Here is a 20,905-nt window from a genome sequence, read left to right on the forward strand (position 1 = left end):
GGTTCACGGGGAGAGCTAGGGATGCGCCCGGCCGGGGCCGGTCGACGGCGGGCCTTTCGGAACCGAAGGATCGACCCGAATCCGAATCCCGGGAGCGGCCCTCACCGTGCTTTGTCGCGCCGCCACAGCCTTGCACGGGACCGGCCCGGTCAGAATAGGACGTAGGTCCCACCCCGGTGTACGCCCGACCCGGCCTCGCAGGTGCGCCGGCACGCACCGCCCGAACACCCGGGCACTCCCCACCGGAACACCCGGGCACTCCCCGCCGGAAGACGCCGCCGAGCACCACGGCCCGCGCCGGGCACCGGCGTTGAAGGCCCCGGAACGCCTCGTGCCCGAAGCGCCATGGGTAGATAGGCCTATTGCCGCCCGCACCCGACGGGCTACAGGATTCCCATGGCGCCCTGCACCGCCGACGGAGGCCGTGTTCCCGCTCCGCTGATATCGCCGACGGCGCGCGCAACGGGAAAGCGGCCCCGCCGCTGGGCTGCCCATCCGGACCGAAATTCGCGGGAGAGGTGGTGATGCTGCCGTGCCGGAGGGAATGAAGACCGTTCCGCGGATGAGCTCCAAGGAATTCCGGGCGGCGATGGCGCGGTTCGCGGCCGGGGTCGTGGTGGTGACGACCCTGGACGACGGCGGGCTGCCCCGCGGCTTCACGGCGAGTTCGTTCTGTTCGGTGTCGCTGGACCCGCCGCTGATCCTGGTCTGTCTGGCGAACTCGGCCGACTCCTTCGCGGCGTTCGACGCGTGCGGGCACTTCGCGGTGAGCGTGCTCGGCCCCGAACACCAGCCGCTGGCCGAGACGTTCGCGACCAAGGGAGCCGACAAGTTCGCCTCCGGCGGCCTGTCCCGCACGCCCGGCGGACTGCCCGCCGTGGCGGGCGCACTCGTCGAACTCGACTGCGAGGTGTACGCCAGGCACCCGGCCGGGGACCACACGGTCCTGATCGGCCAGGTGTCGGGCGCGCGCCTGGGGGAAGGCCCGGCGACCCCCGCCATCTACTACGAGAAGTCCTTCCGGGCACTGGCCTGAGCGAGGACCCGGCCGCGGTCCGCCCTTGACGTCGAGCGCCAAGCGGCGGGATGACACGCTCCGAGGACATCGCCGGCCCCGGACAACAAAGCGACATCTCCTGCACGACACGAGACGGCGACCGATGGGAAACGGGAGATACCAGGATGCTGCTGAAGGTCGATCCGATCGATTCCTTTTCCGGAACTTTCTGCGTCCCCTCTTCGAAACCGGAGACGCAGCGGGCAATTCTGACCGGCACGCTGGCCGAGGGCACGTCACGCGTCTACAACGACCTCCGGTGCGCCGAGACGGAGACGATGAAGAACGCCTGCCGCGCCCTCGGCGCCGAGATCACCGAGCACGACGGATTCCTGGAGATCCAGGGCATCGGCGGGACGCTCCCGAGCGTCCGGCGCGTCATCCAGTCCCACGGCTCGGGCCTGGTGTTCCGCGTCATGACGGCACTGGCCTCGGCACTGCCCACGCCCGTCGTGGTGGCGGCCGACGCGACCCTGCGCAAGCGCGTGATGGAACCCCTCTTCCACGCGCTGCGCGAACTCGGCTCGGACATCGAGTCGATCGTCGACGAGAACAAAGCCCCGGTCGTCAACTGGGGCGGAGGCCTGAAGGGCGGCACCTGCCGGCTGCCGGGCGACATCAGCTCGCAGTTCATCACCGCCATCCTGTTCGCCGCCCCGCTGGCCGACGGCCCGGTGGAGATCGAGGTGACCGGCGAGGTCTTCTCCCAGTCGTACATCCGGCAGACGCTCGCGAGCCTGACGGACGCGGGGATCAAGGTGTCCGCCTCGGACGACATGCGGCACTACCAGGTGGTGCCCTCCACCTACCAGGCCCACGACGTCACCACCCACGAGGACTACACCTCGGCCTCGTACCTGCTGGCCGCCGCCGCGCTCTTCCCGGGCCGGACCGTCCTGACCGGCGTGCACGGCGACAGCATGCAGGGCGAGTTCGCGATCGTCCCGATCCTGCGGCAGCTCGGAGTGAGCGTCACCCTCGACCGGGACGCCCTGACCCTGACCGTCGACACCCCGCCCGGCAGTCTGACCGGCGACTTCGAGGTGGACGTGCGGGACTGCCCCAACATCGTGCCCACCCTCGCCGCCCTCGGGGCGTACGTCCAGGGCCGCCTGCGGGTGACCGGCGGCCGTCTCACCCGCTTCCACAAGGCGTCGCGCATCGAGGCCATGGCCACCGAACTGACCCGCGCGGGCGTGGACATCGAGGTCCTGTACGAGGACGGGATCTGCGACGGCTTCGAGGTCCGCGGCGCGCAGACCTATCCCGGTGGAGTGACGCTGTCCAGCTGGGGCGACCACCGCATCTTCATGTCGCTGTTCGTGGCCGGCCTGCGGATGCAGTCCGCCAACCGGTTCTCGGGCTTCGAGGACGTCCGGCTGTCCTTCCCCAGCTTCATGGAGGAGTTCGCCAAGGCGGGCGTGCGGACCACGGCCGTCGAGGAGGAGGACGCGCCCACCGCAGCCGTCGCCTGACCGGTCCCGGCGCGCGGGCCGGACCCCGTGCCCGCGCGCCCCCGTCCCGGCGGACGCCCCCCGGGAGTCCCGGGGTCCCGGAGTCCTGGAGTACTGGAGTCCCGGCGCTACGACGCCCCGCACGACCGTCCGCCCTCCCCCGTCCAGGAAGTTCCCGCCATGCCCCCTGCACCCGCCCCCCGGCTGCGCGCCGACGTCTCCGGGCTGCCCCGCTACGTCCCCGGCCGGCCCGCGCCCGGCGACCAGGTGGACAAGCTGTCGTCGAACGAGAACCCCTACCCCCCGCTGCCCTCGGTCGTCGCCTCGCTGCGCGAGGAACTGGAGCGCGTCAACCGCTATCCCGACGCGAAGAGCGGCGAACTGGTCGCCGACCTCGCCGCGGCCCTCGCGGTGCCCCCGGAGCACCTGGTGCCCGGCACCGGATCCCTCGGGGTCACCAGGGACCTGCTCGCCGCCGCGGCCGGCCCAGGGGACCAGGTCCTGTTCGCCTGGCGCTCGTTCGAGGCGTACCCGATGCTCGTCTGGGCCGTCGGGGCGACTCCCGTGCAGATTCCGCTGCGGGACGAGCGGCACGACCTGGAGGCCATGGCCGCCGCGGTGACGGACCGCACCCGCATGGTCATCGTGTGCAATCCGAACAACCCGACCGGCACGGCCGTGCACCGCGGCGAACTCGAGCGCTTCCTCGACCGGGTGCCGGGCGACGTACTGGTGGTGCTCGACGAGGCGTACCGCGAGTTCGTCGACGACACCGACGTGCCCGACGGCCTCGAGCTCTACCGCGACCGCCCCAACGTCACCGTGCTGCGCACCTTCTCCAAGGCGTACGGGCTGGCCCGGCTGCGCGTCGGCTACGCGGTCGCGCATCCGCCGGTCGCCGCCGCGCTGCGGGCCTGCGCCCTGCCGTTCGGCGTCAGCGGGCTCGCCCAGGCCGCCGCCCGGGCCTCGATCCGAGCGGAACCCGAACTGCTGGACCGGGTACGGACGTTGGTGGCCGAGCGGACGCGGGTCAGCCGGGCGCTGCGGGCCACCGGCTGGAGCGTTCCGGACAGCCAGGCCAACTTCGTCTGGCTGCGCCTGGGTTCGCACTCGGCCGCGTTCACCGACGCGTGCGAGGCGGCGGGGGTCATGGTGCGCCCCTTCGGCGACGAGGGGGTGCGGATCACCATCGGCACCCCTGAGCAGAACGACCACCTGCTGAAGATCGCCGGCGACTGGCGGGCCTGAGGCCCCGCCCGTGGACGGCGCCGACGAGCGGTCGAGCCCCACTGGAGTCCACCCGGCAGAACACCGATAGCGCTCATGGCGCGTCCCGCTTCACGCTACCGTGTGGAGGACCCAGGACAGCGCGCGCCGCGCACGCGCCCCGCAGGCCCCTTCGAAGGACGTCGATGACCGAACACGGCCGGCCGGCCCCGGCCTTCGCCCACGCCCAGGACGGCACCGCCCTGGCGTACCAGCACCACGGCGAGGGGCCGCCGCTGGTGCTGCTCGCCGGGCAGGCGAACGACCACCACTGGTGGGACGGCGTGCGCGAGGACTTCCACCCCGTGCGCTCCACCCTCACCCTGGACCTGCGCGGCACCGGCGACAGCGACAAGCCCGAAGGACCGTACTCCGTACGGCAGTTCGCGGACGACGTCGTCGCGGTCCTGGACACGCTGGGGATCGCGCGCGCCGATGTGTACGGCACCTCGATGGGCGGCCGGGTCGCCCAGTGGCTCGCGATCCGCCACCCGGAGCGGGTCCGCCGGCTGGTCCTGGGGTGCACCTCCCCGGGTGGCCCGTACGCCGTGGAGCGCGACGCGTCGGTGCGACGCTCCCTCGCGCAGCCGGACCCGGAGGCCGTCCGCCGGGTGCTGGCCGACCTGATGTACTCCCCCGCCTGGCGGGCCGCGCACCCCGGCCCCTACCGCACGCTCGGCGACCCGCTGATGCCCCCGCACGCGCGCCACGGCCACCTCGTCGCCAGCAACGAGCACGACGCATGGAACGAACTGCCGGGCATCACGGCGCCCACCCTGGTCCTGCACGGCGACCAGGACCGGCTCACCCCGGCGGACAACCTGCGGCTGCTCGCCTCCCGCATCCCCGGTGCCCGAGCACACCTCTTCCCGGGCGCCCGGCACGCCTACTTCGAGGAGTGTCGGGACGAAGCGGGAAAGCTGGTACGGGAGTTCCTCATCGAAGAGGGTTGACGATTGACGATCCGTCAGGAGGCGCCACCGACGTGTTGGGCGTAGAGCGCGGCCTGGGTGCGGTGATCAGCGCCGATCTTCAGATAGATGCTGCTGAGGTGGTTCTTGACGGTCTTCTCCGAGATCTCCAGCCTCCGGGCGATCACCCGATTGCTCAACCCCCTTGCCAGCAGCCGGAGTACGCCCCATTCGCGGGCGGTGAGGGCGGGGTCGGTCGGCGGCTCCCCCGGCTCGGGGACGGGCGCGGACGCCGAGGGGGACGCAGCTGCCCCGGGGTCGGTCAGGCCGACGTGCTGGGCGTAGAGCGCGGCCTGGGTGCGGTCGGTGGCGCCGATCTTCGGATAGATGCTGCTGAGGTGGTTCTTGACGGTCTTCTCGGAGATGTCCAGCCTCCGGGCGATGAGCCGGTTGCTCAGCCCTCGGGCCAGCAGGCGGAGCACGTCTAACTCGCGGAGGGTGAGGTTGGAAGCCGATGCCTCTTCCACGTCTTGCCTCTTCTTTCCTTCTCTCAAGGAGCGTGACGAAAACGCCCGAGGGCTCCATCCGGCCGGGGAGCACAGGACGTCACAGGGGGCATCGACCGGGGCAGTGGACACAGGAGCCCAATGGACCCCTGGAAAGGACATCGAGGCATGACGTCAATGCGATCCCCCGTACCGGCAGCAAGACGTTCGCAGAGGAATATGGCGGCACCGTGAAGAAACGGTGCAGTGATCACCGGGCGGCACGCTCATGATCGGTCAAGAGCGCCCCGCACAGCCCGCTCAGGGTGCAGATTGAAAATGATCAAAAGCAACTCAGTCTACTCATCGATGCCACCGGCAGGCCAGAGCTTTTTGTTAAGACTCGATGTGCGCACAAATCCGCCGGCGCCCTGCCATGGGGCCGGGGCCGGCGGGACAGCGGATTCCACCGGTCCGCTTCACGATGGTCGGGGATGCCGGGATCGTCAATCCCTCGCGCTGCAGGAGATCCGTCGTGGAAGAGTCGTCATTCGTGGTCGATCCTGCCGGAAACGCGGGTCGGCACGGCGGGGCAGGGCGCGGGGAAGCAAAGGCTCCGCCCGCGCCCGGCACGGTCAATCGGCGGAACGCGGCGGGGGTACGCCGACCCTCACACCGGCTGCCCGGCGCGCTCCAGCTCGCGCACCAGCGGCAGCACCCGGGTGTAGAAGATCCGCATCTCCTCCTGCGTCGGCCAGCCGGAGAGGATGAACTCGCTGATCCCGGCCGCCTTGTACTCGTGGAGGTACGCCGCGACCTCCCCGTAGCTGCCCACCACACACAGGGCCGGCCCGCCGCGGTACGCCACGGCGCCGGAGTACAGCATCGGGGAGATCCAGTCGGACTCCGCGGTTTCGGCCAGCTGGAAGGTGGTCTTCACCGCCACGGAGTCGGTGGCGGCCACCGCGTCCGCGATCCGCTTCCGGTGCTCCGCGTCGGGATCGCCCATCATCGCGGCGAGATCCGCCAGCGCCTCCTCCCGGGTCTCCCGCGCCAGCACGTGCATGCGGGTCCCCACCCGGCCGCCCTGCGCCAGGACGTTCTTCGCCGCCTCGCGCATCCCCTCGGGAGTGTCGCCGTACCGCAGCCAGCAGTCGCCGTGGTCCACCGCGGTCTGCTGGGCCACCTCCGAGGCCCCGCTGATGTAGATCTCGGGACGGCCTCCGCCCTTGTACCCCAGGCCGATCTGCGCGTCCTTGAGGCGGTAGTGCTCGCCCTCGAAATTCATCGGGGTCTCATTGCGCCAGAACCGGTGGAGGATTTCCAGGAACTCGTTGGAACGCGCGTAGCGCTCGTCGTGGGCGAGGTAGTCCCCGTAATAGGCCTGCTCGGCCGGGGAGGTGCCGGCGACCAGATTGAGGGATATCCGCCCGTCCGACATCCACGAGACCGTGTTGATCACCTGGGCGAAGAGGGTCGGCGAAAGCAGCCCGGGACGGTACGCCAGCATGAACTTGACGCGTTTCGTCTCGCGGACCAGGGCGCCGAGCATCGGGAGCGGGTCGGGCATGTGGAAGCCGATCCCCATGAGGAGCGAGTCCACCCCCAGGCTGTCCGCTTCCTGCGCGAATTCGACGATCTCGTCGAAGTCGAGCCGGCCCAGCGTGTATTTCCCCGCGGCCTTGCGCTGCCCGCTGAGCGGCGAGTTCCAGTGCACTCTCAGATCGTTCGAGTTTGACTGCGGTTGGCTTGACAGGCCGCTCACGACCAAGACCCACCTTTCGATCGGCTCGAAATCTGATGCCCGGGCCGCGCTAGGCGAGAATCAGTCGGCCAGTGAACGGAATCGGTCCTGGCGAATCCCCGGGTGGTTCCCCAACGTGTTGATCGCGTTCCTTCAGCCTCGCACGGTTCCGGTCCGGTCAACATAGGACCTATGTCCCAGCGCCCCCGACGTGGGCAGGACTGCCCCGGGGGTTGATCGATCAGCTGTTGTGTGATCGCCGCCGGGCCGGGCCCGCCCGGGCTCCCGGGCCACCTGCCCGGTCCGACCGCGGCCGCTCAAGTGTCCTGGGGCCGACGGCCGGTGGGCCGGTCCAGGTACCGGGCCGTGATCAGGTGGGCGAAGCCCATGATGGTCTCCTGCGGGCTGACACCGGTGGCGCCGGGCAGGACGCTCGCGTCGCACAGCCGCAGGTTGGTGAGGCCGACGGGCGTCCCTGGGCGTCGCACACTCCGCCCAGGGCGGGTGGGCCCATCCGGCAGGACGCCATGGCGTGGACGGAGATGAGGTCCCAGTTCTCGGGCCGGCCGTGCTGCCCGAAGTCGGCCGCCTGTGCGGCGGTGGTCAGGCCGACGGGCGCGGGCGGCAGCAGTTCGACCGCGCCGGCCTCCAGCAGGAGTTCGGCGGTGTACCGGAAGGCGGAGCGGAGGAGGTCCCGGTCGCTCCCGGTCAGGCCGTGCCGCAGGACCGCGCCGAGGCCGGGTACCGCCAGCAGTCGCGCGGTGCCCTGGACGCTCACCTGCGTGGTGTAGACCGCGATCCGGTCCAGCTGGGCCGGCATCCGGTCGACGGTCCCGGCCGGGTGGGCGGCCAGCGCCGCGGCGAGCGACCCCGGGGTGAGGTTCGCGGGCATCACCCGCACACCGCGGTCGGCGAACTCCTGCAGTTGCGCGGTGAAGATGGTGCCCTCGGTGGCGCGGACGGATTCACTGAACCGCGCCACCGTACGGAAGTTGACGTGGAACGCGAGCGTGCTCGCCCTCAAGCGCCCTGCCGAGGTCGCCCGCGCCACCGTCGCGCTGGACCTCATCAGTGGCGGACGCCTGGTCTTCGGAGCCGGTCTGGGGTCCTCCGCGGCCGAGTTCCAGGCACTGGGCCATGATCCGGACCCACGGGTGCGTGCGGAGAAACTGGACGAAGCCCTCCAGGTCCTCGACGGACTGTGGGCGGGCCGGCCGTTCGACGTCGTCATGGAAGGCCGGACAGCCGGACTCCGGCGGGACGACGACACCCAGGTCGTCGCCCCGTACCGGGCGGCCGGCCTCACCTGGTGGGTGGAGAAGCTGGGCTGGTTCCGGGGCCCGGTCGAACTCGTCCGCGCCCGGATCGAATCCGGCCCCCCGCTCCCGTAGCCCCGGGAGCCGGTCCCGGCGGGACCGCTCCGTCCGGCGGCGTGCCCGGTTCCGTCCTCAGGACGTCGGTCCCGGCACGGGCCGCAGCTACTCCACGTCGGCGGCGATCACGGTCCACGCATCGGTCGTCGTGTCGTCCAGCCTGAGATCGAACGCGAAGGTGATCGGCCTGCGCTCGCGTGCGTCACCGCGGAGCACCTGCTCGCTGCGCCGGTCGACCTCGTAGTAGACACCCTCGGCGTCGACCGCGACACGGAAGACGATCGGGTCGCGTGAGACCAGCGAGCGCACCGTGACCGACCGGACGACGGCATGACGCATGACGGTGCGATCGACCGTGCGGACAGCCGTGAAGTCCAGGCTGCCGTCGTTCATGACCCACTCCTCGAGGAACCGCTCGACGGCGACCTCGAGAACCGCCTTGTCGAACCGGCCGTCGAGCACGCTCAGATCGCCGACGGCGGTGTCGGCATCCGTGCTCCACGAGATGTTGGTGAGCGACAGGATGTCGCCCACCCCCCTGACCGCGGTCTTCCCGGCCACCTCGAGCACCGCCTCGCGAGCGACCTCCTTCTGGTCCCAACCGTCCGTCTCGATGGCGCTGGTCAGGTGGTGCGCACCCTCGGCCGCCTGCTCCACCGACGACACGATCCACTCTCCGGCCCGGCTCTTGCGCAACGTCCAGTACTCGACCGGGCGCGACGATCCGTCCTTGCGCACGGCGTCCGGGCCGCCGGGGCCACGGCGTACGTAGTCCTTGAGCGTCGCGGTGACCCGGAAGGTGACGGTGTCGTTCAGCTCGCCTGCACGGTTCGCGACGTCGACCAGCTCGACCTCCGGGCCGGAAACGATCTCCACGACGTTGACCTCGCCGCGCGACTCGTAGTCGCGCAGCTCGTCGGCCCACTTGCCGTAGAGCACCGGGGACAGGATCTGCTGCAACGTGGCGTGATCGTGCCGGGTCCAGGCCTGCTGGGCGGTCACGTACAGCCAGACGGCACGGCGCTCGAGCGCGGCGCGGTCGAAGGTCGCATCCGTGTCGGCGATGGCGTCGACCCGGGCCCCGACCTGGGCGGCGCGCTCGCGCGCCTGCGTGTCCGCGCGGTGCGCCGTACGGTCGGACACCGTGTTCAGGCCGCCTGCCAGCCCCGCCTTCCGACTCCGGTACTTGAGCCACAGGATCAGGAGGACGACAGCCAGGATCAGCAACAGGAGGAAGAGCCCACCGCCGCTGCCGGCACCGGAGCCGAAACCGAAGCCACCGCCGCCGGTCGACCCGTGGAACCCGGCACCATGGCCGCCCCCACCACCACCATGGCTGCCCCCGCTGCCCCCGCTGCCCCCGAACCCGTGGCTACCGCCCCCGCCACGGGCATACGCGACCGTCGGGCTGCTCAGTGCGACGACTCCGGCAACCACAGTTATCCACCGACGGGCGCGCACGGGGCTCCCCCTTCAAGAATCAGAGCTGTTCCATACGAGCCTACAAGCGCGGGTCGCCCGGGGGACCCCGGGACCCGGGGCAGCAGTCGCGCAGGCCGGGCGGTTCCTCGGTGGCGATGGTGACCAGGTCGGCTTCGGCGAGGTCCACGGCCACCCGGGTGACCGCCTCCCCGTCCCCTCGCAGCCCGGCACCCCCCTCAAGCCCCGTCGCTCCGGGGCCTTCAGGGGCGGAGCTTGGCGACCGCGCGGGCGACGATGTCGTGGGCCTCGTCCTGGCGGGCGTGCCAGTGGGGTCGGTAGGTGCCGGCGGGGGTGGGGGCGGCGCCGCCGGTGTAGACGATCAGGGCGCGTTCGCCGGGGCGGATCAGGCCCTGCTCGATGGCGTCGAGCGTGCCGGCCAGCGCGTAGAGGCCGGCGCGCTCGCGGGGTGTGCCGTCGGGGTCGAGGGCGACGGTGACGCCGGCCGCCCGGAGCAGGGCAACGGCACGCGGTTCCCATTGGAGGTAGCGGGTGTTGGTGAGGGCGCGGACGGTGCCGCGGCTGTACGCGCACAGCTCCCGCATGCGCCGCACCAGGTCCTCGGTGAGGGTCTGCCGGAACAGCGTGGGTTCGAGCATCGGGACGGCGCCGGTCCCGCCCGATTGTCCGCCGAGGGCGCGGACGAACGGGGCGACCGCCTCCTGCTGGACGCCGAGGAAGCGGGGCACCTGGACGGGCTCCGTGTGCTCGAACTCGCGCAGCCCGGCGTAGTAGCCGAGCGGCCCGTACCCGCTGGACAGGGCCTGGACGTGCCAGTCCCACTGCCGGTCCAGTGCGCGTCCGGCGTCGCGCAGGAGGAAGGCGCGCAGCTTGTTCGCCTCGTCCTGGTCGGCCGGGGAAGGTGCGGTCGGGATGCCCAGGGTCTCGGCGCAGGCCGCCAGGACGGCCTTGATGCGGTGCTCCGGCGCGTCCACCTCGACGAACTGCACGGTGTCGGACTCGGCGAGCCGGGGGACGATGCGGCGGCGGGAGGCCGGCGGGTGGAGGATCACCGCGCGCAGGCCGACGTGGGCGGCGTAGGCGGCGAGGGCGTTGGCGGTGTTCCCCGAACTCTGGGCGAGGACGATCGGCTGTTCCCGCCCGAGGTGGCGGGCGACGGCCAGGCAGGCCAGCCAGGACTTGAAGGTGCCAGTGGTGTTGCCCGTCGACAGGTCCAGCACGTCGGCGAAGACGCCTTGCTGGGGCGGCAGTTGGACGATGCGTCCGCTCTCCTGGAGGCTCGCCCGGCGGATCCGCTCGGGGTCGGCCGACAGGTGCGCCGACGCCGCGTACCGCCGCACGACGTCGTCCTGTGCGTAGATCTCGATGACCGGCTCCCCTCTCCGCGACCGCTCAACGGGCGGCGGTGAACGACGTGTTCTCGGACCCGAATCACCGAGGCCCATCTAACCGGCTGTCCCGTCGCATCTCGGCATCGGACCGCCGAAACTCACCTGCACGAGTGACCGTCGGCCCGGCGGACACCTCGCCGGCCGGTCCCGCCTTCACCATGGGGGCGGGGTTCGGGGCCGGTGTCCGGGTGGCCCCGGCCGCGTCGGCACCGCGTCGGGCGGCAGCGGAGCGGAAGCGAGCACACGACGCATGGACGACACGGGCCTGGACGGGATCGCGCAGTTCGCCCGGCAGGAGATCGGCCCCTACCTGGCCGCCCACCCCGAGGACCGCTACCCCCTGCCCCTGGTACGGCGGTTGGCCCGGCTGGGCGCCTTCGGGGCAGCCGCGCCGAGGCAGTACGGCGGAGGCGACTGGAGCCGTCGCGACATCGCCCTCCTCGGGTACGAACTGGGCCGCGGCTGGCAGTCGTTGGCCGGTCTGGTCGGTACCCACCTCAAGCTGTGCCGACAGATGTCGGAGCACGGCACCCCGCGCCAACGCGAGCGCTGGCTCGGTGCGATGGCCCGGGGCGAGAGCGTCTTCGCCCGTGCCTACCACGAGCAGGGCGTCGGCCACCCCTCCGGGTTGCGCACCCGCGCCACCCGGCGCGGCCCGGTCGCCCGGCTCAACGGACGCAAGAGCTGGGTGACCAACGCCCGCAACGCCGACCGGGTGCTGGCGATCGCCCGCAGCGACGGCGCCGTCGTGGGCGTCCTGGTGGACCCCGCCCGCCCCGGGGTGACCGTCGGACCAGAGCTGCCGAGGCCCGGCATGCTCGGCATCTCGCTCGCCGAAATCACCTTCGACGACTACGAGTTCGACCCCGAGGAGGAGGTGCTCGGCGGCTGGGGCCACGACCTGACCGCCGCCCTCCTGACCCACGACGTGACCAGCTACGCGGCCCGGGCCGTCGGCTCGGCCGACGCCGTCCTCGAACACACGGTGCGCTTCGTGCGCGACGGCCTGGCCCACCGGCCGGCCGACGTCCAGGGCGCCGTCCGCCTGCGGACCGGCGAACTGGCCGCCAAGGTCGCGGTGATGCGGACGGTCTGGCACGCCCTGCTCGATCCGCAGCCGCCGGAGACGCAGGGCGCGCCGATGACCTCCGCCGTGGCCAAGGTGTTCTGCACCGGAACCCTCCAGGACGTGGTGCGGGAGGCGGCCGCACTGTGCGGCGGGGCCGGGTACGCCGCCACCGACCGCACCCTGGACCGCCACTACCGCGACGCCCTGGCGCTGCCGATCATCGGAGCACCCAACGACGTCCTGCTGTCCCGGATCGGCGAACAGGAGCTGGGGCGTGGGTGACGGCCGAGGACTTCATTCGCCGGGCGGGCCCTGGTCGTTCAGGAGGGCGCCAGGACATGGCGATTGCGGCTCGCGCCGAAGGCCGCGACGGTCTGCGCGACGAGTACGGCGAGCAGCACGGCGACCGGCAGCGACCATCCCCCGCTCGCGGAGTGCAGCAGGCCGAGGCCGAGCGGGCCGAGGCAGGCGATGAGGTAGCCGATCCCCTGGGCCATCGTCGAGAGCCGGCCGGTGTGGTGCGCGTCGGGCGAGCGGGCGACGATGTAGCCGAGGGCGAGACCGATGGCGAGGCCCTGGCCCAGTCCGAGGGCGGTCATCCAGAGGTAGGCACCCGACACGGGGGACGTGAGCAGGCCGACGAAACCGGTGGCGCACAGCAGGGCGGCCACCAAGGGCGCGAGGTAGGCCGGCCGCAGCCGCTGCTGCAACCAGGGTGCCGCGAAGGATGCGGCCATGCCGGGGAAGCTGGAGAAGGAGAGCATCCATCCGGCTTGGCTGCCGCTCATACCGTGGTCCCGCAGGAGCGTGGGCAGCCAGGCGAGGATCGCGTAGTAGCCGAGGGACTGCAGGCCCATGTACAGGGTGACCGCCCAGGCGGTTCGGTCGCGCCACAGCGCCCCAGCGGTATCGGCGCCTCCCTGCTTCACCGGCTCCTGCCGCGGGCGGCTCGGGGAACGCCGGTTCGGGGAACGCCGGTCCGACGTGAGCAGTTCGGGGAGCCAGGCGAGGGCCGCGAGGAGGGACGGGATAGCCCACAGCGCGAGCACCTGCCGCCAGCCCCAGCCGGTGGCCGACTCCAGCGGGACGACCACGCCCGCGGCGAGCGCGGCTCCGCCGGACAGGGCCAGGGAGTAGCAGCCGAGCATCAGCCCGGCGCGGCCGGCGAAGTCGTGCTTGATGAGCTGCGGCATGAGGACGTTGCCGACCGCGATCGCCGCACCGGCGATCAGGGTGCCGCCGAACAGGGCGAGCACGCCCGGGACGGAGCGCAGCAGGATGCCGCCGGTCAGCGCGAGCAGCGCGTACCAGAGCAGGTGGTGGGGTCCGAAGCGGCGGGTGAGCCGGGGGGCGAGGAACGCGAACGCCCCGAAGCAGACGACCGGCACCGTCGAGAGGGCTCCGCCGCCGAACGAGGAGAGGTGTTCGTCGTGCTCGACCTCGGTGAGGAGGGGGGACAGGGACGCGACGGCGATGCGCAGGTTCAGCGCGGCCAGGCTGAACGCGAGAGCGGCTCGTACGGTGCGGGCCCCGGCCGGTCCGGGGCGGGACGGCTGACGGGACGGCTGCTGGGACGCCGACTGGCGGGCCGCTGGGGCCTGTTGGGCTATTGGGCTGTTCATGACGTCCACTCTCGGGCGGAGCCGGGGTGGCGGGCTACCGATAGGATGCCAATCCATGAGGGAAACCCGCCATCTTGATCCCGCGGAACGCGGCCGCATCGTCCTGGCGCACGGGCAGCGGCTTCCCACCCATGCTCACGACCGCGGTCACCTGGTCTATCCGGCCACCGGCGTGCTGTCCGTGACCACCGCCCGCGGTACGTGGATCGCTCCGCCGACCCGGGTGGCGTGGACTCCCGCGATCTTCGCGCACCACCACACCGCGCACGGCAACGCGGACATGCGGATCCTGTTCCTGTCCGACGCGCTCGCCGCCCGGCTACCCACGCACCCCGCCGTGCTCACCGTCTCCGGGCTCGCCCGCGAGGCCCTGCTCGCCCTCACGGCCGGGGAGGCGGACACCGGCGGGCGGGCGCCGGAGGCGGTCGACCGGCTGCACGCGGTCGTCGTCGACGAGCTCACCGCCGCGCCCGAGCAGCCGCTGCACCTGCCCGAGCCGGCCGACGACCGGCTCCGGGCGCTGACCGGCATCCTCTACGCCGACCCCGCCAATCAGCAGACTCTCGCCGAGCTCGGCGCGCGCGTCGGGGCGAGCGAGCGGACGCTCAGCCGGCTCTTCGGGCAGGAGCTCCGGATGAGCTTCCATCAGTGGCGCACTCAGCTCCGCGTCCATCACGCGCTCACCCGGCTCGCCGCGGGCAAGTCCGTCACGGACACCGCTCTCGCCTGCGGCTGGGCCAACCCGACGACCTTCATCGAGGCCTTCGCCGCTCTCGTCGGCGAGACCCCCGGCCGCTACCGCAATCGTCAACTCCCCACCGGGAGCGGCTCGATCACCCCGGTGTCCCGACCGAACGGGAAAGCCGGGGAGGGCAGTCGAAACCGACTGCCCTCCCCGGCGTGATCAGCGGGCGCGGCGGCCCCGCCCGGTCAGCCGAGGGGCTTGTCCAGGACGGCCTTGGCGTGGCTGAACGTGTCGATCGAGTACTCGCCGTGGTAGCGGCCCATCCCGCTCTCGCCCACGCCGCCGAACGGCAGCTCGGGCACGGCCAGGTGGGAGACGGTGAGGCCGAAGACGAGGCCGCCCGAGGAGGTCTCGGCCGCCAGCCGCTGCTTGGTCTGCTCCGACTCGGTGAAGGCGTACAGCGCGAGCGGCTTGTCGCGCTCGTTGATGAAGGCGATCGCGGCGTCCAGGTCGGGCACGGCGATGATCGGCAGGATCGGGCCGAAGATCTCCGACTGCATCACCGGCGCCTCCGGGGAGACCTCGGCCAGCACGGTCGGCGCGAGGTAGCGCTGCGCGCGGTCGTGGCCGCCGCCGATGACGGTCCGGCCGTCGCCGAGCAGGGCGGTGAGCCGGTCGTGGTGGCGCTCGTTGACGATCCGCCCGTACTCCGGGCTGCTCGCCGGGTCCGCCCCGTACAGCGCCTGCACGGCCTCGGTCAGGTGCGCCTCCAGCGCGGTGGCGGTGTCGCCGATGGCGAGAACGTAGTCGGGGGCCACGCAGGTCTGCCCGGCGTTCTGGAACTTGCCGCGCGCCACCCGCTGGGCGGTGACGGCGAGATCGGCGCCGGGCTCGACCACCACGGGGCTCTTGCCGCCGAGCTCCAGGGTGACCGGGGTCAGGTACTTGGCGGCGGCCGTCATGACGATCCGGCCGACCTGGCCGTTGCCGGTGTAGAAGATGTGGTCGAAGCGCTGCTCCAGGAGCGCGGTGGTCTCCGGCACACCGCCCTCCAGTACGGCCACGGCCTCCCGGTCGAGGTAGCGCGGCAGCAGCCGGGCGATCGCCGCCGAGGTCGCCGGGGTGAGCTCGCTGGGCTTGACCACGGCGGTGTTGCCCGCCGCGAGGGCGCCCACCAGCGGGGCGAGAGCCAGCTGCAGCGGGTAGTTCCACGGCGCGATGACCAGCACCACGCCGAGCGGGTCACGGACCACCCGGGCCTCGGCGGGCAGGAAGGCGCCGGGGACGGCGGCCGGCCGCGGCTGCAGCCACTGCTCCAGGTGCTCCACGGTGTGGTCGATCTCGTTCAGCGTGAAGCCGACCTCGCCGCGGTAGGCCTCGGTCGCGCTCTTGCCCAGGTCGGCGTGGAGCGCGGCAAGGAAGGCCTCGGACTGCTCGGTGAGCAGCGCGCGCAGCGCACGCAGCTGGGTCAGGCGCCAATCGAGCGTCCTGGTGCGGCCGGTGGCGAAGGTGGCGCGCACGCGTGCCACCACGGTGGCCGGGTCGGTGGCCACGGCCGCGACCAGGGTGCGGGCCAACTCGGCCGAGGAGCCCGGGTTCTGGCCGGTGTAGAGGTTGCGGTCGATGACGGTGTGCGGCGTGAAGGGCGCGGCCTCGACGAATTCGGCGCCGAGCTCGACCAGGCGGTCCTGGACCAGCCACTTGGCGCCCGCGGCCAGGCCCACCGCCTGCTCCTCGGCGTTGCTGAAGGACGTCATCCGGTAGCCGGCGAAGGGCCAACCGCCGTCCTCGTTCCGGGCGGCGAGCAGCGCGGCGGGGGCGTGGCAGACCACGCCCAACGGCTTGCCCGACGCCAGCGCCCGGGTGAGCAGCCGACCGGAGGCCTCGTCCACGGCGAGGTCCTCCATCGGGCCGTGGCCGCCCGGGTAGAAGACCAGGTCGTACGCCTGCGGGTCGACCTCCGCCAGCTTCGCGGGGTGCTCCAGGTCCGCGCGGATGGCCTCCAGGTAGCCGGCCAGCCACTCGGCCTTCTCCTGACCCCCGCCCGCGGCACCGCCGTTGGCCTCGACACTCAGACTGCCCCGGTCGACGGGGGCGGCGACGCCACCGGGGGTGGCGATGGTGATCTGGAAGCCCGCCTCGGTGAAGATCCGGTGCGGCTCGGCGAGCTCCTCGGCCCAGAAACCGGTGGGGTGCGAGGTGCCGTCGGCGAGGGTCCAGTGCGTGGCGCCGGTGACGACGAAGAGGGCGGAAGTCATGGTGGTGCTCCAGGTCGGCAGGGAGTTGCGGGGTGACGGGTTGATCAGGAGTCTCAGGAGTCGGCGGGTTGATCAGGACTTGCTGGGGACGGCCCCGGCCTCGGTCCCCACGGTGGCAGCCACGGCGCGCGGCTGCCCGTCGGCCTGTGCAGCGACCGGCTGCTCGTCGGCCTGCGCGGTGAGCGGCCGGTGGTGCTTGCTGAGCCCGACCATCGCGACCACGGCGGCCAGCAGCAGGGCGACTGCGGCGATCACGAAGCTGAGGGTGAACTGGCTCTCCGCGGGCAGTGCGGCGCCACCGAGCGCGGCGTAGCTGACCGTCTTGGAGGCGAGCAGCGAGGTCACCACCGCGCTGGCGATCGAGCTGCCGACCGAGCGCGAGATGGAGTTGATCCCGTTGGCGATGCCGGTCTGCTCCAGGGGCACGCTGGCCGCGATCAGCGCGGGCATCGCGGCGTAGCCGAAGGAGATCGCGATGCCGGTGAGCATGCCCGCCGTGATCACCGCGCCCTCGGCGCCGTGCCCGAAGGCCAGCCAGGCGAAGCCCGCCACGCCGATCAGCGCGCCGACCGCGAGGGTGGAGCGGGCGCCGATCCGTCGCACCAGCTGGCCGCCGACCGGGGCGGCGGCCAGCGCGATCAGGGCGCTGGGCAGCAGGTACTCGACGGAGGCGCGCAGGACCGAGGCGGTGAAGCCGTAGCCGGTCAGCCGACCGGGCATCTGGACGAGGTAGGAGATGCCGATGAACTGGGCGAACGAGGCGAAGCCCACGAAGAGCCCGGTCAGGTTGGTGAAGAGCACCTGGCGGTGGACGAACATCCGCATGTCCACGAGCGGGTTGCGCACCCGTCGCTCGACCAGCACCCAGAGGGCGGCGAAGACGGCGGCACCTGCCAGCGAGCCCAGCGTGCGGGCGGAGGACCAGCCCCACTCGTGGCCCTGCGAGATGCCGAGCAGCAGCAGGACCAGGAAGACGGCCAGGGTGAGCGCGCCCAGGACGTCGACCCGGCCCCCGGAGGGCGAGCCGCCGTGCGGCACCACGACGGCGACGGCCACCAGGGCGAGCACGGTCAGCGCGGTGGAGAACCAGAAGACCAGGTGGTAGTCGGGGTGCGAGCCCTGGGTGAGCAGCCCGGTGGCCACCAGCGAGAGACCGCTGCCGAACGCCAGCGTTCCGCTGACCAGCGCCATCGCCCCGTGCAGCTTCTCGTGCGGCACCTCGTCGCGGATCACGGAGAGGGCGAGCGGGAAGATCGCGGTGGCGGAGCCCTGCAGCACCCGGCCGACGATCAGCAGGGCCAGCGAGGTGGTGGTCGCGGCGATGACCGAGCCGACCACCATGACCCCGAGGACGGCGAGCAGCGTGCGCTTCTTGCCGAACTGGTCGCCGACCCGGCCGAGCAGCGGGGTGAAGACGGCGGCCGAGAGGAGGGCCGCGGTGGTCACCCAGCTGACGCCGGCGGCGCCGGTGTGCAGCTCCTTCTGCAGCAGGGCGAGGATCGGGACGACCTGGGTCTGGGCCATGGCCACGACCATCGCGGCCAGGCCCAGCGTCAGGATCAGGGGCGTACGGCCGCGCTGTCCGGCGGCGGCGGTGCCGGTGGCGGATCGGGGCACGGCGCGTCCGGCGGCGTGGCTCATCAGGGGGTCCTTCCGGGAGGGGCCGGCCGCACGGGGAACGGGCCGGGCCGGCGCCTGAAGACAGCGGGCGGAACCTGGACGGTTGAAGCCTGCAAGGTTGATGTCTTCAAGCAATGCCTTGAAGGTAGACCTGAAAGATTGAAGAAGTCAAGCAATCCCGCCTACACTCGACCCATGACCCCGACCGCCACCCCGCCCGCCGCCTCGTCGGCCACCGGCGCCGCCGCCCCCACGCCGGTCGAGCTGATGGACCAGGTCGCCGCCGCCGCGGCCGCCTACTACCGGCACTTCGCCGCACTGGCGGCCGAACGCGGCCTCACCCTCATGCAGGGCAAGACGCTCAGCCTCCTGCGCGAGCCCCGCCCCATGCGCACCCTGGCCGACCTGCTGGCCTGCGACGCCTCCAACGTCACCGGCATCGTCGACCGCCTGGAGGCCCGCGAACTGGTCCGCCGCGAGGTGGACCCGGCCGATCGGCGGATCAAGAACGTGCTGCTGACCGAGGAGGGCGAGCGGACCGTACGGCAGATCCGGGTGGAGCTGATGTCCAGCCTCACCGGGCTGGCGCAGCTGGACGAGGCGGACCGGCACGCCTTCCAGCGGCTCCTGGGCCGGGTCTTCCCCGGGTGATCTAGGACCCCTCCCCGGGCAGGTCGACCGGGTAGGCGGCGCCGGTGTCGGCGGAGGCGGAGACGGCCTGCCAGGCGGTGGCCTCGGCGAGCTGGCCTCGGGAGTAGTCCAAGGCCATCTGCACCGCCCCGGCGCCCAGCAGCAGGTGGCCGGGAAGGTTCTCGGCGTGGACGATCCGCACGAGGATGTCCGCCGCCCGGTCGGGGTCGCCCGGCGCGGCGCCGCCACGCAGCAGCTCGGCCAGGGCGCCGACGGTCTCGCCGTACTCGGCGGGCAGGTCGTCGATCCGCATGGAGGCCCCGGCCCAGTCGGTGGCGAATCCGCCCGGTTCGACCACGAGGTAGCGGATCCCGAACGGCGCGGTCTCGGCGGCCAGGACGCGGGTGAAGCCGTCGACGGCGAACTTGGCCGCCTGGTAGGAGCCGAGCCCGGGGGTGTGGCCGACGCGCCCGCCGATCGAGGAGAACTGGACCACGATGCCCGCGCCCTGCTTCTTCAGCAGCGGCAGCGCGGCGCGGGAGACGTTGTAGACGCCCCAGAAGTTGGTCTCGAACTGCCGGCGGAAGTCGGTCTCGCTCGTGGTCTCGACGGGCGAGAGGTTGGCGTAGCCGGCGTTGTTGACGACCACGTCGATCCGCCCGTACTTCTCGAGCCCGGCGGCGAGCGCCGCTTCGGCCGCGGCGGCGTCGGTGACGTCCAGGGCCACCGGGAGCACGCGGTCGCCGTACTGGACGGCCAGCTCGGCGAGCTGTTCGGGCCTGCGGGCGGTGGCCACGACGTTGTCGCCGGCGGCGAGGGCGGCGGTGGCCAGGGAGCGGCCGAAGCCGCGGGAGGAGCCGGTGATGAACCAGGTGCTGGGCTGTGTACTCATAGAGCTAGTGCAACACGGTTGCACTAATACCGCAACCAAGTTGCGTTCAGATCTGGGCCAACGGCGTGAACTACAACGCGGTTGCACTAAGCGAGTACACTTCGACGGTGACTGGTTTCGACTTCGAACGCGCCCGCAGCCCCGAGGCGAAGCGCGCCCGGGAGGACGCCATCCTGGCGGCGGCCGCCCGGCTCGCCACGGCCAACGGCGTGCGGGAGGTGACCGCGAGCGCCATCGCCGACGAGGTCGGCATGCACAAGTCGGCCATGCTGCGCTACTTCGAGACGCGCGAGGACATCTTCCTGCAGCTGGCCACCGGCGCCTGGGACGAATGGTCCACCGCCGTGTGCGCCGACCTCGAGGACCTCAGGAACGGCCCCGGCGCCGACGGCCCGGAAGGGGATCGCACCGCGCAGCAGACCGCCGCCGTGATCGCCCACTCGCTGGCCGCACGCCCGCTGTTCTGCGACCTCCTCGCGCACACGCCGCTGAACCTCGAACGGAACGTCTCCTTCGACCGGGTCCGGGCCTTCAAGAAGCGCGCCCTCGCCGCCGTGGCGGAGATCAGCTCCACGCTCTGCACGGTCACACCGCTGCGCTTCAACCAGGCCCACAGCGTCGTCGCCACCGCGACCTCGATGGCCGGAGCCATGTGGCAGATGGCAGCCCCCGGCACGGGCCTGCGCGACTTCTACGCCTCCGAACCCGAACTCGCCCACGCGATCGTGGACGTCGAACCCCAGCTGACCGACATCCTCACCGCCCTCCTCACCGGCTACGCCGCCCGCTCGACGGCGCCGTGACCCTTCGCCCGGCCGTTCCCGGGGCGTCGCACTCCTCCGGCCAGGTGACAGCCGACCGCTTCGGTGACGGGGCGCCGGGTGAGTCGTTGGCCCGGACACGGACGGAGATCGGGCTGCCTCACCGCGAGGCCGGACACGGGGTGGGCCGCGCATGGGTCGGATGGGCGAGGGCGTTCCCGTCGCGGTGTCCGGAGAATCCGCCTGG

The 20,905-nt window shown here is 72.2% G+C and carries 18 protein-coding genes; 9 read left to right on the forward strand and 9 right to left on the reverse strand.

Annotation, left to right across the window (positions count from 1 at the left end):
- Positions 1 to 562: 562 nt before the first annotated feature.
- The 4 genes from ACFVXG_RS01210 (at position 563) to ACFVXG_RS01225 (ending at position 4,730) form a co-directional block, all read left to right on the forward strand.
- Positions 563 to 1,036 carry a flavin reductase family protein gene (locus tag ACFVXG_RS01210; RefSeq protein ID WP_387923078.1) on the forward strand — a complete coding sequence of 158 codons (474 nt, stop codon included), beginning with the start codon at positions 563 to 565 and terminating at the stop codon, positions 1,034 to 1,036.
- Between the two features lie 146 nt (positions 1,037 to 1,182).
- Positions 1,183 to 2,532 carry a 3-phosphoshikimate 1-carboxyvinyltransferase gene (aroA, locus tag ACFVXG_RS01215; RefSeq protein ID WP_387923080.1) on the forward strand — a complete coding sequence of 450 codons (1,350 nt, stop codon included), beginning with the start codon at positions 1,183 to 1,185 and terminating at the stop codon, positions 2,530 to 2,532.
- Between the two features lie 159 nt (positions 2,533 to 2,691).
- The gene (gene hisC, locus ACFVXG_RS01220; RefSeq protein WP_387923082.1) at positions 2,692 to 3,759 is read left to right on the forward strand and encodes a histidinol-phosphate transaminase; all 1,068 of its coding nucleotides are present in this window, start codon (positions 2,692 to 2,694) and stop codon (positions 3,757 to 3,759) included.
- A 164-nt stretch (positions 3,760 to 3,923) separates the two neighbouring features.
- Positions 3,924 to 4,730: an alpha/beta fold hydrolase gene (locus ACFVXG_RS01225; protein WP_387923084.1), complete on the forward strand. Its 807-nt coding sequence runs from the start codon at positions 3,924 to 3,926 to the stop codon at positions 4,728 to 4,730.
- A 14-nt stretch (positions 4,731 to 4,744) separates the two neighbouring features.
- On the opposite strand, the gene ACFVXG_RS01230 is transcribed toward ACFVXG_RS01225, so the two are convergent.
- The 3 genes from ACFVXG_RS01230 to ACFVXG_RS01240 all read right to left on the reverse strand — a co-directional run bounded on the left by ACFVXG_RS01230 (position 4,745) and on the right by ACFVXG_RS01240 (position 7,899).
- Entirely contained in the window at positions 4,745 to 5,215 is a 471-nt protein-coding gene (locus tag ACFVXG_RS01230; RefSeq protein WP_387923086.1) for a LuxR C-terminal-related transcriptional regulator, read from the reverse strand.
- 628 nt (positions 5,216 to 5,843) lie between these two features.
- Positions 5,844 to 6,890: an LLM class flavin-dependent oxidoreductase gene (locus tag ACFVXG_RS01235; RefSeq protein WP_387923088.1), complete on the reverse strand. Its 1,047-nt coding sequence runs from the start codon at positions 6,888 to 6,890 to the stop codon at positions 5,844 to 5,846.
- A 397-nt stretch (positions 6,891 to 7,287) separates the two neighbouring features.
- A complete protein-coding gene (locus tag ACFVXG_RS01240; RefSeq protein ID WP_387923090.1) occupies positions 7,288 to 7,899 on the reverse strand; it encodes a GMC oxidoreductase in 612 nt (203 codons plus the stop codon).
- A gap of 10 nt (positions 7,900 to 7,909) precedes the next feature.
- On the opposite strand from ACFVXG_RS01240, the gene ACFVXG_RS01245 reads away from it, so the two are divergent.
- Positions 7,910 to 8,308 carry an LLM class flavin-dependent oxidoreductase gene (locus tag ACFVXG_RS01245; RefSeq protein WP_387923092.1) on the forward strand — a complete coding sequence of 133 codons (399 nt, stop codon included), beginning with the start codon at positions 7,910 to 7,912 and terminating at the stop codon, positions 8,306 to 8,308.
- Between the two features lie 87 nt (positions 8,309 to 8,395).
- Here the strand turns inward: ACFVXG_RS01245 and ACFVXG_RS01250 are convergent, their stop codons facing one another.
- On the reverse strand, positions 8,396 to 9,517 hold the full coding sequence (locus ACFVXG_RS01250) for a TIM44-like domain-containing protein (protein ID WP_387923094.1): 1,122 nt from the start codon (positions 9,515 to 9,517) through the stop codon (positions 8,396 to 8,398).
- A 455-nt stretch (positions 9,518 to 9,972) separates the two neighbouring features.
- Positions 9,973 to 11,070, reverse strand: a complete 1,098-nt coding sequence (locus ACFVXG_RS01255) for a pyridoxal-phosphate dependent enzyme (RefSeq protein WP_387923096.1) — start codon at positions 11,068 to 11,070, stop codon at positions 9,973 to 9,975.
- A gap of 301 nt (positions 11,071 to 11,371) precedes the next feature.
- Here ACFVXG_RS01255 and ACFVXG_RS01260 point away from each other — a divergent pair, with 301 nt between their 5' ends.
- Entirely contained in the window at positions 11,372 to 12,472 is a 1,101-nt protein-coding gene (locus ACFVXG_RS01260) for an acyl-CoA dehydrogenase family protein (protein ID WP_387923098.1), read from the forward strand.
- Positions 12,473 to 12,510: 38 nt separating this feature from the next.
- On the opposite strand, the gene ACFVXG_RS01265 is transcribed toward ACFVXG_RS01260, so the two are convergent.
- Positions 12,511 to 13,812 carry a CynX/NimT family MFS transporter gene (locus ACFVXG_RS01265; RefSeq protein WP_387923100.1) on the reverse strand — a complete coding sequence of 434 codons (1,302 nt, stop codon included), beginning with the start codon at positions 13,810 to 13,812 and terminating at the stop codon, positions 12,511 to 12,513.
- A gap of 55 nt (positions 13,813 to 13,867) precedes the next feature.
- Here ACFVXG_RS01265 and ACFVXG_RS01270 point away from each other — a divergent pair, with 55 nt between their 5' ends.
- Complete coding sequence (locus ACFVXG_RS01270; protein WP_387923102.1) at positions 13,868 to 14,716, forward strand: AraC family transcriptional regulator; 849 nt, start codon at positions 13,868 to 13,870, stop codon at positions 14,714 to 14,716.
- A 26-nt stretch (positions 14,717 to 14,742) separates the two neighbouring features.
- Here the strand turns inward: ACFVXG_RS01270 and ACFVXG_RS01275 are convergent, their stop codons facing one another.
- Together ACFVXG_RS01275 and ACFVXG_RS01280 are read right to left on the reverse strand one after the other, a co-directional pair.
- The gene (locus ACFVXG_RS01275; RefSeq protein ID WP_387923104.1) at positions 14,743 to 16,755 is read right to left on the reverse strand and encodes an aldehyde dehydrogenase family protein; all 2,013 of its coding nucleotides are present in this window, start codon (positions 16,753 to 16,755) and stop codon (positions 14,743 to 14,745) included.
- A gap of 72 nt (positions 16,756 to 16,827) precedes the next feature.
- Positions 16,828 to 18,396: an MFS transporter gene (locus ACFVXG_RS01280; RefSeq protein WP_387923106.1), complete on the reverse strand. Its 1,569-nt coding sequence runs from the start codon at positions 18,394 to 18,396 to the stop codon at positions 16,828 to 16,830.
- Positions 18,397 to 18,570: 174 nt separating this feature from the next.
- Between ACFVXG_RS01280 and ACFVXG_RS01285 the strand changes: the two genes are divergently transcribed.
- A complete protein-coding gene (locus tag ACFVXG_RS01285; RefSeq protein ID WP_387923108.1) occupies positions 18,571 to 19,026 on the forward strand; it encodes a MarR family winged helix-turn-helix transcriptional regulator in 456 nt (151 codons plus the stop codon).
- 1 nt (position 19,027) lies between these two features.
- On the opposite strand, the gene ACFVXG_RS01290 is transcribed toward ACFVXG_RS01285, so the two are convergent.
- Positions 19,028 to 19,897, reverse strand: a complete 870-nt coding sequence (locus tag ACFVXG_RS01290) for an SDR family NAD(P)-dependent oxidoreductase (protein WP_387923110.1) — start codon at positions 19,895 to 19,897, stop codon at positions 19,028 to 19,030.
- A gap of 107 nt (positions 19,898 to 20,004) precedes the next feature.
- Here ACFVXG_RS01290 and ACFVXG_RS01295 point away from each other — a divergent pair, with 107 nt between their 5' ends.
- The gene (locus tag ACFVXG_RS01295) at positions 20,005 to 20,700 is read left to right on the forward strand and encodes a TetR family transcriptional regulator (protein ID WP_387923112.1); all 696 of its coding nucleotides are present in this window, start codon (positions 20,005 to 20,007) and stop codon (positions 20,698 to 20,700) included.
- Positions 20,701 to 20,905: the final 205 nt, after the last annotated feature.

It is taken from the genome of Kitasatospora sp. NPDC058162 (genome assembly GCF_042884005.1).
GTDB lineage: Bacteria > Actinomycetota > Actinomycetes > Streptomycetales > Streptomycetaceae > Kitasatospora.

What these genes read in the sequence shown, in the direction of transcription:
- ACFVXG_RS01210 (WP_387923078.1), top strand. Translation starts at nt 563, where the DNA reads ATGAGCTCCAAGGAATTCCGGGCGGCGATGGCGCGGTTCGCGGCCGGG.
- aroA (WP_387923080.1), top strand. Translation starts at nt 1,183, where the DNA reads ATGCTGCTGAAGGTCGATCCGATCGATTCCTTTTCCGGAACTTTCTGC.
- hisC (WP_387923082.1), top strand. Translation starts at nt 2,692, where the DNA reads ATGCCCCCTGCACCCGCCCCCCGGCTGCGCGCCGACGTCTCCGGGCTG.
- ACFVXG_RS01225 (WP_387923084.1), top strand. Translation starts at nt 3,924, where the DNA reads ATGACCGAACACGGCCGGCCGGCCCCGGCCTTCGCCCACGCCCAGGAC.
- ACFVXG_RS01260 (WP_387923098.1), top strand. Translation starts at nt 11,372, where the DNA reads ATGGACGACACGGGCCTGGACGGGATCGCGCAGTTCGCCCGGCAGGAG.
- ACFVXG_RS01265 (WP_387923100.1), bottom strand. Translation starts at nt 13,812, where the DNA reads ATGAACAGCCCAATAGCCCAACAGGCCCCAGCGGCCCGCCAGTCGGCG.
- ACFVXG_RS01270 (WP_387923102.1), top strand. Translation starts at nt 13,868, where the DNA reads ATGAGGGAAACCCGCCATCTTGATCCCGCGGAACGCGGCCGCATCGTC.
- ACFVXG_RS01275 (WP_387923104.1), bottom strand. Translation starts at nt 16,755, where the DNA reads ATGACTTCCGCCCTCTTCGTCGTCACCGGCGCCACGCACTGGACCCTC.
- ACFVXG_RS01280 (WP_387923106.1), bottom strand. Translation starts at nt 18,396, where the DNA reads ATGAGCCACGCCGCCGGACGCGCCGTGCCCCGATCCGCCACCGGCACC.
- ACFVXG_RS01285 (WP_387923108.1), top strand. Translation starts at nt 18,571, where the DNA reads ATGACCCCGACCGCCACCCCGCCCGCCGCCTCGTCGGCCACCGGCGCC.
- ACFVXG_RS01290 (WP_387923110.1), bottom strand. Translation starts at nt 19,897, where the DNA reads ATGAGTACACAGCCCAGCACCTGGTTCATCACCGGCTCCTCCCGCGGC.